Here is a 15539-nt window from a genome sequence, read left to right as displayed (position 1 = left end):
GACGTCAGGGGTGGAAGGGCAGGCCCGCGTCGGCGGCCAGCTCCAGATCGTCGGTCTCGTCGGGGGGCAGCAGGGTCGCGGACCCGTCCGTGACGGGCACGATGCCGAGCTCCAGGAGCTCGGCCATGGCGGCGCCGCCCGCCATGTCGCGCACTTGCAGCTGATAGCGGGCGGTGGTGCGGTACGTGCCCCCGGAGTCGTCGCCCGTGCGCTGCAGGAACCCGGAGTCGGTGAGGAACGCGACGGCCTTGCCGATGATCCCGGTGGTCGAACCGGCGAGCCGGCGGGCGTCCTTGGTGGCGCCCGTCGAGCTGCGCCGTGCCCAGATCCGCCAGGCGGCCTCCAGGCCGGGGGTGTCGCTCGCCGGGTCGGTGTTCTCGCCCTGCTCCTCGGCGCGCTCCTCCAGGCGGTGGCAGGCCTGGCGCACGAAGGCGTCCACTCCGTTGACCGTGACCCGCCCGATGTATCCGTCGTCGGCGAGGTCCTCGGGGCGCGGGAACGCCAGAGCGGCGACGGCGAGATGGGCGAGGCCGTGCAGGAAGCGGTCGGTGGAGTCGGCGGCCGTACGGCGTGCGTAGTCGCCCATGCGGACGGCGAACACGGAGTCCTCGGCGGCCGTCACGGCCATGCCCGCGCGCGGGGACACCTCCAGGACGACGAGCCCGAGGCCTGCGGCGACGGCGTCGGCGAGCCGTGCGAACGGCGGGTCCTCGCGGTAGCGGCGCAGGAGTTCGGCGTACTCCTGGTCGCGTGCGGGCTGGAGCTTGGGCTGGAGCCCGAAGGCGACCAGGCGCGCCGCGTCGGCGGCGTCGGCCGGTGTGACGGCGGCGGTCGCGGCGGGCGCCGCCGGTGCCTCCGGCTCGCCCCACGCGGCGTGCTCTGCGGGGTGCTCGGTCACGGCTTGTGCTCCTTGCGGCGGTCGTACTGAAGAGTCTTGAGCGGGTCGGGAGTGCTCACGAACATGCCAGGAGTGCTCACGCGGCCTCCGTCCGGCCGGCCGCCATGCCGGCGGCGTCGAGTAGCGCCGTGCCCACGATGAGGTCGGCGCCGCCGAATTCCGGGTCGTCCAGTTCCGTGCCGTCGTCCACGGCGAACAGGAGCTTCTCCTCGCCCTGGCGATAGGCGGTGCCGACCGGCGGGCTCGCCGCGTGGACGGCGAGGAGGGCGACCAGATAGGGCAGTTCGGTGTCGGTACGGCGGGCTTCGGCGAGCAGTCCGGAGAGGCGCCTTGGAGCGTCGGCCGGCAGGTCGAGCAGTTCCATGGCCGTGGCGAGCTGCTCCTCGCTGAAGCGGCTGTCGTCCGGCGTGGCGATGAGGTCGGGCTCGGGCATCTCCACGCCCAGGTGCTCGCGCTCCTGCGGCGGCGTGAGCAGTATGTCGACGAGGTCACCGACGCGGACGGAGACGGGCGTGCGCAGTCCCGTCCCGCGGGCGAAGAAGGCGTTCGTGACGCGGCTGGCCTGCTCGACGGGGAGCGGCAGGAGCGGCGCGACGAGCTGGCCGTACAGATCGAGTCCGTTCCGCGCGGTGGGTGTCGCGAAGGCCTGGCGGTCCTGCTCGGCGCGGAACAGCGGCCCCGCGTCGAGAAGCCGGGACTGGAGCTGTGTGTGGCGGCGGATGCAGTCCTTGACGATGTCGACCAGCTCGGCGGCGCGGCGCTTGTGCTCGGGGTCCTCGGACTCGTCGCGTGCCTTGCGGATGTTCGTCAGGATCGCGTTCTCGTGGCGGTAGCGGTCGGCCACGTGGTCGAGCGCCTCCGCGATCATGTCGGGGACGGCCTGGAGCCAGTCCACCGCGCGGACGTTGCGCCGGGTGGCGTCCAGGGCCCGGCGGAGGGTCTCCGAGTACTGCACCGTCCTGTACCGGGCCTGCTCAGCGGCGAGCTGGGCGTCGGCGAGACGGCCGCGGCTGATGAGCACCTCGAGCTTCACCTCGGCGGCGATCTGGGCGCTTGTGACGTCGGTGTCGAGGGCGCCCACGAGGACGTTGACCGCCTCGTCCGTCGTACGGAGATAGACACTCCCCCCGTACCCGGGGACCTCTTCGATGAGCTTGAAGTCGTAGTCCCTGCGCACATAGGTGCCGTCGGGCGCGAACGTGCCGTACACGGCGCGGAAGCCGCGGTCGACGCTGCCGACGTTGATCAGGTTCTCCAGGACCCAGCGGGCCACGCGCTCGTGCTCGGCCACGGGGCGACGGGGCGCCTGGGCCCCGACGCGCGGCAGCAGCCTGGCCACTATCTGCTCATGGTCGGCGCCGGTGTCGAAGTCCATGTTCAGTGTGACGAGGTCGATGGCGGAGAGGGCCACTTCCGCCATCGCGTACACCGAGTACTCGCCCGCGAGGTTGGCCTTGCGCACGTCCAGGTCGTGCAGGGGCGCCGTGCAGGCGAGCGCGCGGAGCCGCCGCGCCAGGCCCTCGTCGGCGGCCGGGCCCAGAGCGGGCCTCGGCCCCGCGCTGAGCTGGGGCGGAGCGGTGTCCGAAACGGCAGGCGAAGTCACGGTGCACAGACTAGATCCTCGGTCTGACAACGGTCGAAACGGCGCAGATCTGACAGCGGCCCGTCCGTGCCTGCCGCGGCCCGTCCGTGCCCTGCCGCGGCCCGCGCGGGCTCAGGAGCTCGCCCGCTCGCCCTCCGCCACGCGCCGGCCGTAGACGTCGACGAGGCCGCGCAGCGAGTCGTCCAGGTAGACCGCGAGCAGCCGCTCGGCCTCCGCGGCGTCCCCGTCCTCCAGTGTCCGCAGGATCTGCCGGTTGCGGACGAGGTACGGCTCGTGCAGTCGGCGGGGGTCGTCCACCACGTGGAAGGCCAGGCGCAGTTCGGCGAAGACGCTGCGCATCACCTCGTCGGTGCGGGCGCTTCCGGCGAGAGCCACCAGCTCCCGGTGGAAGTGGATGTTGGCCGTGGAGACGCCCTTCCACTTCCGCTCGCGCGCCGCCTTCGTGCCGTCCGCGACGACGCTCGCGAGGCCGTCGAGGGCGAAGGGCGGATCTCCGAGTCCGCGGACGACCGCGCACTCCACCAGACGCCGGGTGCGGTAGATGTCCTCCACGTCCTCAATCGTGAGAACTCGGACAAATACCCCGCGGTTGAGCTGGTGGACCAGCAGACGTTCGTGCGTGAGGAGGCGGAAGGCTTCGCGCAGCGTGTTGCGCGAGACGCCGAGCGCGCCGCCGATGCTGTCCTCGGACAGCCGTGCCCCCGGGGGGAAATAGCCCTCCGCGATGCGACTCCGGAGGATGTCCGAGACCCGCTCCGCGGTGCTGGTTCGCCCCAGGAGCGCACGGTCGTCGACCAGCCCGCTCGCCTCAGCCATTCCCTCAGCCATCCCCGGATTCAATCGCAGATATAAGAACGAGACAACATGGGTATTGAGGGATCGTTCAACGATCCTCTACGTTGTCGGACACGGCACAGTCCCACCCGTGCCCCGCACCCTGCCCGCTCCGCACCCTCCGTCCCCCTCTTGCGAGGTGCCCATGAGCACTCCCCCTCCACCCCAGACGCTTACGGCCGACACACGTCCCGTGGACGGCGAACCCGCCGAGGACAAGGGCGCGTTCGGCTGGCTGCGCGCCCTCGGCCCGCGCGGCCGCCGCGCGTTCACGGGCGCCTTCGGCGGCTACGCCCTCGACTCCTACGACTACTTCACGCTGCCGCTGAGCATGGTCGCGATCGCCGCGTACTTCGGCCTGGACAGCGGCCAGACCGGCCTGCTCACCACGGTCACGCTGGTCGTCTCCGCGATAGGCGGCGCCGTCGCCGGCGTGGTCGCCGACCGGATCGGCCGCGTCAAGGCCCTGATGATCACGGTCGTCACGTACGCCGTCTTCACCGTCGCCTGCGGCTTCGCGCCCAACTACGAGACGCTGCTGGTCTTCCGCGCCCTCCAGGGCCTCGGCTTCGGCGGCGAGTGGGCGGTCGGCGCGATCCTGGTCGCCGAGTACGCCACCGCCAAGAACCGCGGCCGCACGCTCGGCGCGATCCAGAGCGCCTGGGCGGTCGGCTGGGCGCTCGCGGTGATCGTCTACACGGTGGTGTTCCAGTTCCTGGACCCGGACGTCGCCTGGCGCGTGCTGTTCTGGACCGGCGCGCTGCCCGCCCTCCTCGTCGTCTACGTACGCCGCAATGTGCACGATGCCCCGGAGGCCGCCGAGGAGCGCAAGAAGAGTGCCGACAAGGGGTCCTTCACCGCGATCTTCAAGCCTGGGCTCCTGCGCACGACGCTCTTCGCGGTCCTGCTGTCCACCGGCGTCCAGGGCGGCTACTACACGCTCGCCACCTGGGTGCCCACGTACCTGAAGACCGAGCGTGGACTCACGGTGGTCGGCACGGGCGGGTACCTCGCGTTCCTGATCTCCGGGGCCTTCATCGGCTATCTGGCCGGCGGCTATCTCACCGACGTCCTCGGCCGCAAACGGAACATCACGCTGTTCGCGTTCCTCTCGGCGGCCAGCATCCTGGCGTACACGAACATCCCGGACGGGGCCAACGGCCTTCTCCTTGTGCTCGGTTTCCCGCTGGGCTTCTGTATGTCGGCCATTTTCAGCGGCTTCGGTTCGTTCCTCAGCGAGCTCTACCCTGCCGCGGTGCGCGGCACGGGGCAGGGCTTCACGTACAACACCGGTCGCGCCGTGGGCGCCGTGTTCCCCACCATGGTCGGCTTCCTGGCCGACAGCTGGGGCGTGGGCGGTGCGCTGGTCTTCGGCGCGCTGGGCTACGCCATCGCCGTCGTCGCCCTGTTCGGCCTGCCCGAGACGCGCGGAAAGGAACTGCTGTGAGCCCCACGACCACGGCCCTGCGCAGCCCCGAGGAGGCCCGCGCGCTTTTCCGAGCGGGCACGAGCGGGCCGACGGCGGGCTGGGCGGCAGGGCGCACCCAGGCCAATCTGATCGCCGTGCCCGCCGACTGGGCGTACGACATGCTCCTGTTCTGCCAGCGCAACCCGAAGCCGTGCCCGGTGCTCGACGTCACGGACGCGGGCTCCTGGACCACGCCCCTGGCGCCCGGCGCCGATCTGCGGACCGATCTGCCGCGCTACCGGGTGTGGCAGGACGGCGAGTTGGTCGACGAGCCGACGGACGTGGTCGACCGGTGGCGGGACGACCTGGTGTCGTTCCTCATCGGCTGCAGCTTCACCTTCGAGTGGGCACTGACCGCGTCCGGCGTTCCCCTGCGCCACGTCGAGCAGGGCCGCAACGTCTCCATGTACGTGACCGAACGACCCTGCCGTCCGGCAGGCCGCCTGCACGGCCCCATGGTCGTGTCGATGCGTCACGTGCCGCCCGAGCACCTCTCGGCGGCGATCAGGGAGACCTCCCTGCTGCCCGCGGTACACGGAAGTCCGGTGCACTGCGGCGACCCGGCGGCGCTCGGCATCGACGATCTCACCCGGCCCGACTTCGGTGATCCGGTGGCCGCCGAGCCGGGTGACATCCCGGTGTTCTGGGCGTGCGGGGTGACGCCGCAGGCCGCGGTGATGGCTTCGCGGCCGCCGTTCGCCATCACGCACGCGCCGGGCATGATGTTTGTCACCGACGCCCGTGACGAGCAGTACCGGGTGGCCTGAGCAGCCACCCGGCAGGCCCAGGAGACAGTGGAAACAGGAGAACTACCCCGATGACCGACGCCGTGATCGATCTGAACGCCGACCTCGGCGAGGGCTTCGGCCGCTGGCGCCTGACCGACGACGAGGAGCTGCTCTCCGTCGTCACCAGCGCGAACGTGGCCTGCGGCTTCCACGCGGGGGACGCGGCCACCATGCGGCGCGTGTGCGAACAGGCCGCCGCGCGCGGTGTGCGGATCGGCGCCCAGGTCTCCTATCGCGACCTGGCGGGCTTCGGGCGCCGCTCCATGGACGTTCCGGCCGACGAGCTGGCCGCCGAAGTGGCGTACCAGATAGGCGCCCTGGAGGTCTTCGCACGGGCTGCCGGCACGCGCGTGTCGTACGTGAAGCCGCACGGCGCGCTGTACAACCGGGTCGTCCACGACCAGGAGCAGGCGCACGCGGTCGTCGAGGGGGTCCTCCTCGCGGACGACACGCTGCCCGTCCTCGGGCTGCCCGCCTCGCTCTTCCTGGAGGTGGCCGACAAGGCCGGACTTCCTGTCGTCACCGAGGCGTTCGCGGACCGCGCGTACACCCCGAAGGGGACGCTCGTGCCGCGCGGCAGCGACGGCGCCGTCATCGCGGAGCCGGACGCCGTCGTCGAACGTTCCGTGGGCATGGCCCGGTTCGGAACCGTGACAGCCCAGGACGGCCGGCGGATCGATGTCAGCGCGCGCTCGTTGTGCCTGCACGGCGACACCCCGGGGGCGGTGGCCCTCGCCCGGCAGGTCCGGGCGCGCCTCGAGACCGCGGGCGTCCGGGTGGAGGCCTTCGCGTGAGGGTGCTTCCGGTCGGCGACCTGGCGCTGCTCGTCGAACTCGCCGACGGCGACGAGGCGCAGGCGCTCCACGCCGAGCTGCTGCGCCGCAGGGCCGCGGGCCTGCTCCGCGTACGGGAGATCGTGCCCGCGGCCCGCACGGTGCTCCTGGACGGCCTCGACGACCCCGATCGTGTCGGCGCGGACCTCGCCGCCCTGGAGATCCCGCCGCTGTCGGCACGCGAGGAGGACGTACGGGAGATCCCGGTTCGCTACGACGGTCCCGACCTGGCGGATGTCGCGGCGCACTGGGGTGTGCCGGTGACGGACGTGGCGCGGATCCACTCGGCGGCCGAGTTCCGGGTCGCCTTCTGCGGGTTCGCGCCCGGGTTCGGCTATCTCACCGGACTGCCGGGGCGCTACGAGGTGCCTCGTCGCGACACGCCACGCACGCGTGTCCCGGCGGGCAGTGTCGCCCTGGCGGGGCCGTACACGGGGATGTATCCCCGCTCCTCGCCCGGCGGCTGGCAGCTGATCGGCACGACCGACGCCGTGCTGTGGGACCACGCGCGCGTGCCTGCCGCACTGCTCACTCCCGGGGTGCGCGTGCGCTTCGTGCCCATGTCGGAGGCACGATGACGGACCGGGCTTTCGCCGTCGTACGGGCCGGGGCACTGACCACCGTGCAGGACCAGGGCCGCCCCGGGCACGCCCACCTGGGAGTGCCCCGCTCCGGAGCGCTCGATCCTGCCGCGGCCCGCCTCGCCAACCGCCTCGTCGGCAACCCTCACGAGGCTGCCGTCCTGGAGACCACCCTCAACGGCTGCTCCGTGCGCCCGCGTTGCGCGGTGACGGTGGCGGTCGTGGGCGCGCCCTGCCCGGTGACGGTCGACGGCCGTCCGGTGGCGTGGGGAGCGCCCGTGCGGGTATCGGCAGGTGCGCTGCTCGACGTCGGAGCGGCCGTCTCCGGAGTACGTTGCTACATCGCGTTCGGCGGCGGAGTGGCCGTCGACCCGGTGCTCGCCAGCCGCTCCACGGACCTGCTCTCCGGGCTCGGTCCACCGCCGCTCGCGGACGGAACCGTCATCCCCCTGGGGCAGGCCAACTCGCTCCACGCGCGCGTGGACACCGTCCCGCACGCGGCGCCACCGCACGAACTGATCCTGAGGGTGACGTACGGACCACGCGCCGACTGGTTCACTCCGGCGGCCCGCCGCACGCTGACCACGCGCGCGTACCGCGTGTCATCGGCGAGCAACCGCATCGGCCTGCGCACCGAAGGGCCCTCCCTGGAGCGGGCGTTCACCGATGAACTCCCCAGCGAGGGCATGGTCCTCGGAGCCGTCCAGGTCCCGCCGGACGGCCGTCCCGTGGTCTTCCTCGCCGACCACCCGACTACCGGCGGCTATCCGGTGATCGCGGTGGTCAGGGAGGCGGATCTGGCCGGGGCGGCGCAGGCGGTGCCGGGCACCCCTGTGCGATTCGTTCCGGCAGGACGGTACTGAGGGACCCTTGCGCCCTTAAGCCGCCTCCGGCTGCTCGGCCACGGTGAGCGCGGCGAGCGCCGCCGTCACCGCGTGCGTGGCGCTCAGGTCGAGCCGGGCGCTGCTGCCCCGCACCTGGTGGCGCACCTCGTCGGCCGCGAGGGTGAGCAGCTGGGGCAGCAGATCGGTGCACCGGCGCGCCAGCCATCCGGTCCCCGCTGTGGCCAGCCACAGCAGGCTCGCCGACCGGGTGGGCAAGGGCAGTTGGGGTTCGCACGAGGGCGGGCTGCCCGTCGCGAGGCCGCGTGCCGCGAGCAGCGCGTGGAAGCGGGCGGCGACGAGTCGGTGGCCACGCTCGCCGGGGTGCAGCCGGTCCGCGCTCCACAGGGCGCGGTCGGCGACCCACTCGTCCTCCGCGAGGTGCAGGTGGACGGCGCGGTGCCGCTCGGACAGGGCGTGTACGACGGCGTTGACGGCCCGTTGTCGCCGGGCCAGCGGACGGCCCAGCGCGGCCGGGAGGCCGAGCATGGCCCCCGGGTCGGGTAGGCAGGCGGTGAGCAGTTGGGCGCCTTGCCCCGCGGCGGCTCCGTAGACCTCGTCAAGCCGGGTGGCCACCGCGCGGATGTCGAACGTACAGCGGAGGGTGTCGTTGACGCCGACGATCACCGAGAGCAGGTCGGGCCGCAGCTCGAGCGCCGCGGGGAGCTGGCGCGCGAGCACGTCCAAGGTCTGGGAGCCGCTGACAGCGAGGTTGTGGAACCGCACCTCCCCCTCGCGCGACGCCAACCCCGGGGCCAGCAGCGCCGCCCATCCCCGCCAGCCGTCCGCCACACGATCCCCTATGCCTTCGGTGAGAGAGTCGCCCAGGGCCACGAAACTCAGCGGCTTCATGAGGCGCACCCCTCGCCGTGCGCCACGCCGCCCGGCGAATCCTTGCCGGCACGACTGGAGCCGCCACCACCTCGGGGCCCCGCTTCATGCGCGCCCAGGAACGCCGCCACAGCCCTCTCCCACCCGAAGCACTCCGCACGCGCGCGTGCGGCCTGCCTACGGATCCGCTCGGGGCGAGCCAGAAGCGTCTGGACGGCGGTCGCGAACGCATCGCCGCTGTCCCGCGCCACCGCGCCCGCCTCGCCCACGATCTCCGGCAGCGCCGACGACGCGCTGGCCACCACCGGCGTACCGCACGCGAGCGCCTCCAGGGCCGCGAGCCCGAACGTCTCGCAGGGGCCCGGCGCCAGGCAGGCATCGGCCGCCGACTGCAGCTCCGCCAGGGCCGCGCGGTTCGCGACGTGCCCCAGGAACCTCACCGGCAACCGCCGCTCGCGCGCCCGCAGTTCCAGGCGCGCGCGCTGCGGCCCGTCCCCCGCCACCACGAGTACCGCGGGCACGCCCCGGCCGCGGAGCGCCTCCAAGGCGTCCAGTGCCGTAGCCGGGCGTTTCTCCACGGACAGCCGGGAGCACAGGACCAGCAGAGCCTCGTCCACGCGCGCGTACCGCTCACGCACGCGCGGGTCACGCAGCCCCGGGTGGCTGCCCACGAGGTCGACCCCGAGTGGCGCACGGACGACGTTGCGCGCCCCGATGCGGACGAACTCGCGCTCGGCCCACTCCGTGGTGCACACGACCCGCGCGTAGGCGTGGGCGGTACGGGAGTTGAGGGCGTCGGCCGCGCGCAGGGCGGCCTCCTGGGGCATGCCCCAGGACCTGAGGACGCCGTCCGTCGTCTCGTGGGAGACCATCACGGCCGGAATCCTCCGGTGCCGGGCCCAGGCGCCGGTCCAGCGCAGTGTCGTGCGGTCGGAGACCTCAAGGCGGTCGGGGGCGAGCCGTTCGAGGAGCCGGGCCACGCGTCGGCGGTCCGTGAGGACGCGGTAGCCGCCGGTACCGGGCAGCGGTGTGCCCGGGAGCGTCACCACACGGCCCTGGTCGGTGTCGCGCATCCCGGCCCGCTCGCCGGGCACGATCAGCACGGGCTCGTGCCCGGCCTCGCGGTAGCCGCGCCCCAGCTCCCACAGCGCGGTGCGCAGCCCACCCGACGCGGGGGTGATGAAGTTGGCGAGCCGCACGATCCGCAGCGACGGCGCACGCGGCCCGGCGGGCCGTACCGCGTTCTCCCTGTAGAGGGCCGCCCTCATGCCGCCACCGCCGTTCGCGCGGCGAGCACCTGGTGGTAGTGGTCGACGAGTTCCTCGCCCACCGCATTCCAGGTCCGTCCCTGGACGGCCGCGCGCCCGGCCCTTCCGTACGCGGCACGCAGCCCCGGATCGGCGGCGAGCGCCCAGACCGCGTCACGCACCGCGAGGGCGTCCTGGGGCGGCACCAAGGCGCCGGTGCGCCCGGGGACGACGAGGTCCAGAGGCCCGCCCGCGGCGGGCGCGACCACCGGCACGCCGCTGGCCATGGCCTCCTGGACGGTCTGGCAGAAGGTCTCGTAGGGCCCGGTGTGCACGAAGAGGTCCAACGAGGCGAAGATCCGGGCGAGTTCGTCGCCGGTGCGGCGCCCCAGCATGAGCGCGCCGGGCAGCGCCGCCCGCACGGAACCCTCGCTGGGACCGTCGCCGACGACGACCAGGCGTACGCCCTCCAGGGAGCACACCCCGGCGAGGAGTTCGACCTGCTTCTCGGGAGCGAGGCGCCCCACGTAGCCGACGATCAGCTCGCCGTTCGGCGCGAGTTCACGGCGTACGGCCGCGTCCCGGAGGCCGGGCCCGAACCGGGCGGTGTCCACACCCCGTGGCCACAGCCGCACCCGTGGCACCCCGTGCGTCACGAGATCGCGCAGGGCGGCCGACGAGGGGGCGAGGGTGCGGTCGGCCGCGGCGTGGACGGCACGGATGCGCCGCCAGGCGGTGGACTCCCCCATCCCCATGTACGTACGCGCGTAGCCGCCCAGATCCGTCTGGTAGACGGCGACGGCGGGGATGCCCAGGCGCGCGGCGACCGTCATGCCGCGCGCGCCGAGGACGAACGGGCTGGCCAGATGGACGAGTTGGGCCCGGTGATCGCTCAGCGCCGCCGACAGGCGCCGGCTGGGCAGTGCCACCCTGACCTGCGGGTATCCGGGGAGGGGCAGGGAGGGGACACGGATGACGGGGCAGGGCGCAGTGGCATCGGCTGCGGCGTCCGCCCCGGCCGCGGGGGCCGGGGCGATGACCAGGGGGTCGTGACCGCGCGCGGCGAGCTGCCGGGCGGTCTGCAGGGCGCAGTGCGCCACGCCGTTGACGTCGGGAGGGAAGGACTCGGTGACGATGACGACACGCATACCCGTGTTGTCGTCGCGCGGGGCGTGGTCACGTCAACGTGGATCTTTCCTGGCGAGGAACGTCCCGTGAGCGTTCCGCTCCGCACGCGTCACGTTCCCGTCCGTACGCGCCCACGTCGTCCTCCGTACGCGCCCCGCACCGGGGGCGCGCCGGGCTACACCTCGGCCGCGTCGGGGCCGATCCTGCTCCGTACCGCGGTCTGTACCTCGTCCTCTTCGGCGGGGTCCGCGGCGAGCCTTCTGAGCTGGGTGACCACGCGGGCGTCGCCGGTCTCCGCGTGGCGTGCGGCGACCTCGCGGGTGGACTCCTCGCAGTCCCACAGGCATTCGACGGCGAATCCGGCGGCGAAGGAAGGATCGGTGGCGGCGAGCGCGCGTGCGGCGCGGCCACGCAGGTGGGACGAGGCGGTCTCGCGATAGACGTGGCGCAGGACGGGGGCCGCGCAGGCGATGCCGAGGCGTCCTGCGCCGTCGACGAGCGTCCAGAGGGTGGGTGCGTCCGGGCCTTCGCCCCGGACCGCTTCACGGAGGGCGGCGAGGACGAGCTTGCTGTCCTGCGCGCCGCCTCTGCAGGCGAGCACCCGTCCCGCGGCGGCGCCGAGTTCGTCGGGCCGCAGGGCCCAGCGGCGGGCCCGCTGTACGGCGGCGACGCTGCGCATCCGCTCGAAGGACTCGGTCGCGGCGTCCACGACGGCCCGTGAGGGGCTCTGGACGGCGTACTCGATCAGGTCGAACACGTCGGGGTCGTGGGAGTCCGCGAGGTAGCGCAGGGCCGTGCCGCGCGCTCCGTCGGAGCCGTCGCGGGCGGCCTCGATGATCTCGGCGCGGTCGTCGGGTCCGGCCACGGCGCTCAGGCAGCGGGCGGCGGGCACATGCAGGACGGCTCCGCGTTCGAGCCCTTCCTGTGCCCAGTCGAAGACGGCCTGGACGCTCCAGCCCGGTCGTGGCCCCGATGGCCGCATCTGTCGCTGCCAGCGGTCGAAGGAGCCCTGCTCCCGCGCGGCACGGACGCGGGCGCCGATGCCCTCGCGCGGGTCCTCCTCCCACAGCCGCCAGGGCCGGGGTTCGTACGCGTCGCGCACGACGGCGGACAGTTCGGCCTCGCCCTCCGCGTCCGCGGAGAATCTGGCGAGGACGGGCACGGCGAGGGCGCGCAGGCCCGCGTCGTCGTCCCGCAGCGCGAGTTCGTCCAGGGCCCAGGCCCAGTTGGTGCCGAACGCCGCGTACCTTCGCAGCAGTTCGAGGGCGTCGTGCCTGCCGTACGAGGCGAGGTGCCCCAGGACCGCGAGCGCGAGGCCGGTGCGTGAGTCGTCCGTGTTCAGGACGTCCTCGGAGTCGAAGAGGTGCCGCTCGATCGCCTCGATCCCGCCGCGGAGATCGAGGTAGAGCCTGGCGTAGTACAGGGAGCGGTTCTCCACCTGCCAGTCGTGGCGTGGGTCGTGGAGCACGCAGGTCTCCAGGGCGGCGAGCGCCTCGGAGCGGGGTGCGGTGAGTGCGTGCAGCGTGCCGTCGCCGCGGCCCCGCTGCAGCAGGCCGAGCAGCGTACCGCTGGGCGCTATGACCGGATCGAACATGGGAAACAGCCTCACATCAAGCGTCGACGCAACCGGGAATCGTGAATTACCTGGCCGTGCGCCAACACGTCGGGCCGCCCGCCGTCTCTTGCTTGCTGTAGACCATCTTCCTCTGCCTCTCGTCGGTGACCCGAAGGGTTCCCGGACGGAAGGTCCGGGGGCGGGCCGCTCACGGCCCGCGCGGTGCGGCACCTTCTGCCCCGCCGTCGCGTCCGTGAATCACGTCGTCATGATGACCCAGCGGTTCAGCCCGCCGCGACCACATTTCCAGCGCCCCCGTTGTTGCTGGTCAGGTACCCCGTTCAGGCGGCCCCGAACAGCTCGACCAGCTCCGTCTTGGCAAACATCCTGGCGGTGTCCACCGCCGACGGCGTGCCCGCGGCCGGATCCGCGCCCCCGTCGAGCAGCGCCCTGATCACCGCGTCCTCGCCCTTGAAGACGGCCCCCGCGAGCGGCGTCTGCCCCCGGTCGTTGGCACGGTTGGCGTCACCGCCCCGCTCCAGGAGCGCACGGACCGCGTCCGCGTGGCCGTGGTAGGCGGCGAGCATCACGAGGGAGTCGCCGCTGTCGTTCGTGAGGTTGGCCGGAACACCTGCGTCCACATACGCGGCGAGGGCCTCGGTGTCGCCCTGGCGCGCCAGATCGAAGATCTTGGTCGCCAGCTCCACGACTTCCGGGTCGGGGGCTTCACTCATGGACCGGACCGCCTTTCGACTGCGGGGTGACTCGGGGGTCGTACGGCGCCCAGTGCAGCCGTACGAGTGAATCGACAGGGTACTGCCCGTCCGGGTACATGACCGGGCCCGCCCGCGGCAAAGATCACGAACGGACCCGGACGCCCTCCGGACCCACCCTCGGGCAGCCCAGCAGACCTCCGCCATTCGAGGGAATTTCGCGAAGATTCCCCCATTTGCACCTTTTATCGTATGGATACATGCTGTGAACCTGGAACAACTCATGGTGACTGTCCCCACCAACCAGGAGAACCCTCATGATCCTGTCCATCTCCGGCGTCGTGCTGCTCGGAATCATCGTCTTCCTGTTCTTCCGCAAGGACGGGCTCAAGGCGTCCCACGCGGTGGTCTGCGCGCTCTTCGGCTTCTTCATGGCAGGCACCGCCATCGCCCCGAGCATCAAGGCGGGCAGCGCGAGCCTGGCGAGCCTCCTCGGCGGGATCAAGTTCTGACGTCCCCTGCCCCCTGCAGTACTTCGTTCGCACCACCTGGAGACTGACGTGGCCCGGCGCCCCCTCCCCCGCATCCTGAGCAACGGCACCGCCTCGATCGCCCGGAGCCGGGAGCTCGCCCGGTCGGCCGCCGACAGCGCCACCGACGTCCTCCACCCGCTGATCACGATCACTCGTGGACTGCGCCGGCTGGCAGCGGCCGGGCGGCGCAAGTGGGCCGACACCCCCAAGGACCGGCGCGGACCGCTGCTGTTCCTCGTGGCCTCCGTCGTCCTGGTCGTGGCCCTCATTCCGTACGGTCCGCTGCTCGCCGCCATCTGCCTGATGGCGGCCGCCGCGTGGACCGGCAGGGAACGCACGGCTCCGGCGCCCACCGGTCCCGACGAGGCACAGACCCAGCGGCTGCAGTCCCTCTACGAAGCGCTCGTCCCGTACTTCTCCGTCCCCGAGGACCCGGCGCCGTTGTTCGCGCACGGCGGTGAGTGGGACAAGGCCCTCACGTCGTACGAGTTCGACGACGACGGACGGGTCTCCCACCTGATCGTGCGTTACCCCGCGTACTTCACCGACGGCGAGGCCGAATCCCGCGCGCGGATCGAGCAGTTGCTGCACGCGAAGTCGGGCCGTGGCCGCGAGTACCACTTCGAGTGGGACGAGGAAGGCAACCAGCTCACGGTGAACGTGCTGCCCCCACTGCCCACCGACATCGCCGCCCAGCGGTTCGTCACGTCTCCCGGCGAGACCGTGCTCGGCTTCACCGACCCCACCGGAGTCCAGCGCACCCTGCCCGTGACGGACGGCGACGAACAGCGTGACGTGCCACCCGTCGTCTGGCGCACCGGGCCGCGCTCCACCGAGCCGCACCTCCTGGTGGTCGGCGAGCCCGGCAGCGGCACCACGACGCTGCTGCGCTCCATCGCCCTGCAGGCCCTGCTCCACGGCGACGTCGTGATCGTCGAGGGCAGCGGCATCGGCGACTACGCCTGCCTGACCGGACGTGACGGCGTCCTGGCCATCGAGTGCGGCCTCGCCGGGGCCCTGGCCAGCCTGGAGTGGGCCGCGCACGAGACGGAGCGGCGCCTGATCTCCGCCAACCGCGCCCGGCAGGCGGGCCACCCCGCCCCGGAGGACACCAAGCGCCCCCTGTGGATCCTCATGGACCGCCCCAGCGTGCTCGGACACCTGGCCGCGGCCGACGGACGCAAGGACCCCCAGTCGCTGCTCCAGGTGCCGCTGCGGCACGGCAGGGCCGCCAACGTCACGGTCGTGGTGGCCGACCAGTTCGACAGCCTGGACGCCCTGAGCGATCCCGTGCGCCAGCACACCCGCGCGCGCGTGGTCCTCGGCCCCACGACGCTCGACCAGGTCGAGGACATCCTGGGGGTACCGCCGCGCACGACGCCCACGTCCGACGTCCCGCCCGGCCGCGGCTACGCGCGGCTCGGCACGGGTCAGGTGCACCGGCTCCAGGTTCCCGCGACGCCCGATCCGTACGACGACGCGACGAGCGAGTCGCACCGGCAGGCGGTGACGGAGCTGCTGCCCGCACGGAGCGCCCCTGCCGACGCCGATACCGAACCCGACACCATCGCCACTGAGCCCGACACCATGGCGGCGGAACCCGACGCGACACCGGAGCCCGTGCCCGCCGAGAGCTGACCCCCGGC

At 72.8% G+C, this 15539-nt stretch carries 15 protein-coding genes; 7 read left to right on the top strand and 8 right to left on the bottom strand.

Annotation, left to right across the window (positions count from 1 at the left end; genetic code table 11):
• Positions 1-4 precede the first annotated feature (4 nt).
• The 3 genes from AC5P1C_RS25255 to AC5P1C_RS25245 form a co-directional block, all read right to left on the bottom strand.
• Entirely contained in the window at positions 5-898 is an 894-nt protein-coding gene (locus tag AC5P1C_RS25255; RefSeq protein ID WP_493868203.1) for a hypothetical protein, read from the bottom strand.
• A 76-nt stretch (positions 899-974) separates the two neighbouring features.
• The gene (locus AC5P1C_RS25250; RefSeq protein WP_493868202.1) at positions 975-2501 is read right to left on the bottom strand and encodes a hypothetical protein; all 1527 of its coding nucleotides are present in this window, start codon (positions 2499-2501) and stop codon (positions 975-977) included.
• A gap of 111 nt (positions 2502-2612) precedes the next feature.
• The gene (locus tag AC5P1C_RS25245) at positions 2613-3329 is read right to left on the bottom strand and encodes a GntR family transcriptional regulator (protein ID WP_493868201.1); all 717 of its coding nucleotides are present in this window, start codon (positions 3327-3329) and stop codon (positions 2613-2615) included.
• A gap of 151 nt (positions 3330-3480) precedes the next feature.
• Here AC5P1C_RS25245 and AC5P1C_RS25240 point away from each other — a divergent pair, with 151 nt between their 5' ends.
• From AC5P1C_RS25240 to AC5P1C_RS25220, 5 genes are read left to right on the top strand one after another with little or no spacing between them, the layout of a single operon-like run.
• The gene (locus tag AC5P1C_RS25240; protein ID WP_493868200.1) at positions 3481-4782 is read left to right on the top strand and encodes an MFS transporter; all 1302 of its coding nucleotides are present in this window, start codon (positions 3481-3483) and stop codon (positions 4780-4782) included.
• Positions 4779-5570 carry a putative hydro-lyase gene (locus AC5P1C_RS25235; RefSeq protein ID WP_493868199.1) on the top strand — a complete coding sequence of 264 codons (792 nt, stop codon included), beginning with the start codon at positions 4779-4781 and terminating at the stop codon, positions 5568-5570. Before AC5P1C_RS25240 ends, AC5P1C_RS25235 begins: the two co-directional genes overlap by 4 nt.
• 50 nt (positions 5571-5620) lie before the next feature.
• Positions 5621-6385 carry a LamB/YcsF family protein gene (locus tag AC5P1C_RS25230; protein WP_493868198.1) on the top strand — a complete coding sequence of 255 codons (765 nt, stop codon included), beginning with the start codon at positions 5621-5623 and terminating at the stop codon, positions 6383-6385.
• Positions 6382-7002 carry a 5-oxoprolinase subunit B family protein gene (locus AC5P1C_RS25225; protein ID WP_493868197.1) on the top strand — a complete coding sequence of 207 codons (621 nt, stop codon included), beginning with the start codon at positions 6382-6384 and terminating at the stop codon, positions 7000-7002. The genes AC5P1C_RS25230 and AC5P1C_RS25225 overlap by 4 nt, the downstream gene beginning before the upstream one ends.
• Entirely contained in the window at positions 6999-7868 is an 870-nt protein-coding gene (locus tag AC5P1C_RS25220) for a 5-oxoprolinase subunit C family protein (protein ID WP_493868196.1), read from the top strand. The genes AC5P1C_RS25225 and AC5P1C_RS25220 overlap by 4 nt, the downstream gene beginning before the upstream one ends.
• Positions 7869-7883: 15 nt before the next feature.
• Here the strand turns inward: AC5P1C_RS25220 and AC5P1C_RS25215 are convergent, their stop codons facing one another.
• From AC5P1C_RS25215 to AC5P1C_RS25195, 5 genes are all read right to left on the bottom strand, one after another.
• On the bottom strand, positions 7884-8738 hold the full coding sequence (locus AC5P1C_RS25215) for an SGNH/GDSL hydrolase family protein (protein WP_493868195.1): 855 nt from the start codon (positions 8736-8738) through the stop codon (positions 7884-7886).
• The gene (locus AC5P1C_RS25210; RefSeq protein ID WP_493868194.1) at positions 8735-9985 is read right to left on the bottom strand and encodes a glycosyltransferase; all 1251 of its coding nucleotides are present in this window, start codon (positions 9983-9985) and stop codon (positions 8735-8737) included. The genes AC5P1C_RS25215 and AC5P1C_RS25210 overlap by 4 nt, the downstream gene beginning before the upstream one ends.
• On the bottom strand, positions 9982-11112 hold the full coding sequence (locus AC5P1C_RS25205; RefSeq protein WP_493868193.1) for a glycosyltransferase family 4 protein: 1131 nt from the start codon (positions 11110-11112) through the stop codon (positions 9982-9984). Before AC5P1C_RS25205 ends, AC5P1C_RS25210 begins: the two co-directional genes overlap by 4 nt.
• Positions 11113-11267: 155 nt before the next feature.
• On the bottom strand, positions 11268-12686 hold the full coding sequence (locus AC5P1C_RS25200) for a HEAT repeat domain-containing protein (protein WP_493868192.1): 1419 nt from the start codon (positions 12684-12686) through the stop codon (positions 11268-11270).
• A 302-nt stretch (positions 12687-12988) separates the two neighbouring features.
• Positions 12989-13381, bottom strand: a complete 393-nt coding sequence (locus AC5P1C_RS25195; RefSeq protein WP_493868191.1) for an ankyrin repeat domain-containing protein — start codon at positions 13379-13381, stop codon at positions 12989-12991.
• Between the two features lie 296 nt (positions 13382-13677).
• Here AC5P1C_RS25195 and AC5P1C_RS25190 point away from each other — a divergent pair, with 296 nt between their 5' ends.
• Complete coding sequence (locus AC5P1C_RS25190) at positions 13678-13872, top strand: hypothetical protein (protein ID WP_160503705.1); 195 nt, start codon at positions 13678-13680, stop codon at positions 13870-13872.
• A gap of 48 nt (positions 13873-13920) precedes the next feature.
• Positions 13921-15531: an ATP-binding protein gene (locus tag AC5P1C_RS25185; RefSeq protein WP_493868190.1), complete on the top strand. Its 1611-nt coding sequence runs from the start codon at positions 13921-13923 to the stop codon at positions 15529-15531.
• Positions 15532-15539 lie beyond the last annotated feature (8 nt).

The organism is Streptomyces sp. A18, assembly GCF_059026065.1.
Note: the sequence above shows the minus strand (reverse complement) of the source record. Positions and strands in the feature narration are given on the sequence as shown.